The 521-nt window shown below is 65.8% G+C and carries 1 pseudogene; it reads left to right on the forward strand.

From position 1 onward, the window contains the following. Positions 1–242: 242 nt before the first annotated feature. Positions 243–521 (forward strand): annotated as a pseudogene (locus BTW07_RS19240) (hypothetical protein); the annotation flags it as partial.

Raw genomic sequence — 521 nt, forward strand, 5'->3', positions numbered from 1 at the left:
CCCCGCATGAACCGCTGACTCGAATCTCGCTTGGGCCGCGGCGGGCCCACCGGGGGAGATTATGCTAGGCTGCGCGGCTTATTGCACCGGCCCGAAGCCGCCGGCAGCGCGGCTTATGACACCGGCCCGAAGCCGCCGGCAGTGCGGCTTATGACACCGGCCCGAAGCCGCCGGCAGTGCGGCTTATGACACCGGCCCGAAGCCGCCGGCAGTGCGCCAAATGGCAACCAGTCAGGAGAAGCATGATGAAGGTCGTCCACGTCAAGAATCCCGAGACCCGTGAAGCGTGTCTCGCCAAGCTGTGCGCCAGCGTCTACGGACAGGAAGCCGGCCTGGCGCCGCTGGTGACTTTCGCCGGCACACAGAGCGTGCTGTTCGAGCAAGAGGCGGCACGACTTTTCGCGCTGACCGAGGACGACGGTACGGTGCTATGTCTTGCGCTGATCTCGTCCGACGTGGAAGGCGCGACCATGGAAGTGGGCATGCTGTCGACGCCGGAAGGGAAGGGCAATACCCGCCAT

The organism is Salinicola socius, assembly GCF_001937195.1.
GTDB classification, from domain to species: Bacteria; Pseudomonadota; Gammaproteobacteria; order Pseudomonadales; family Halomonadaceae; genus Salinicola; species Salinicola socius.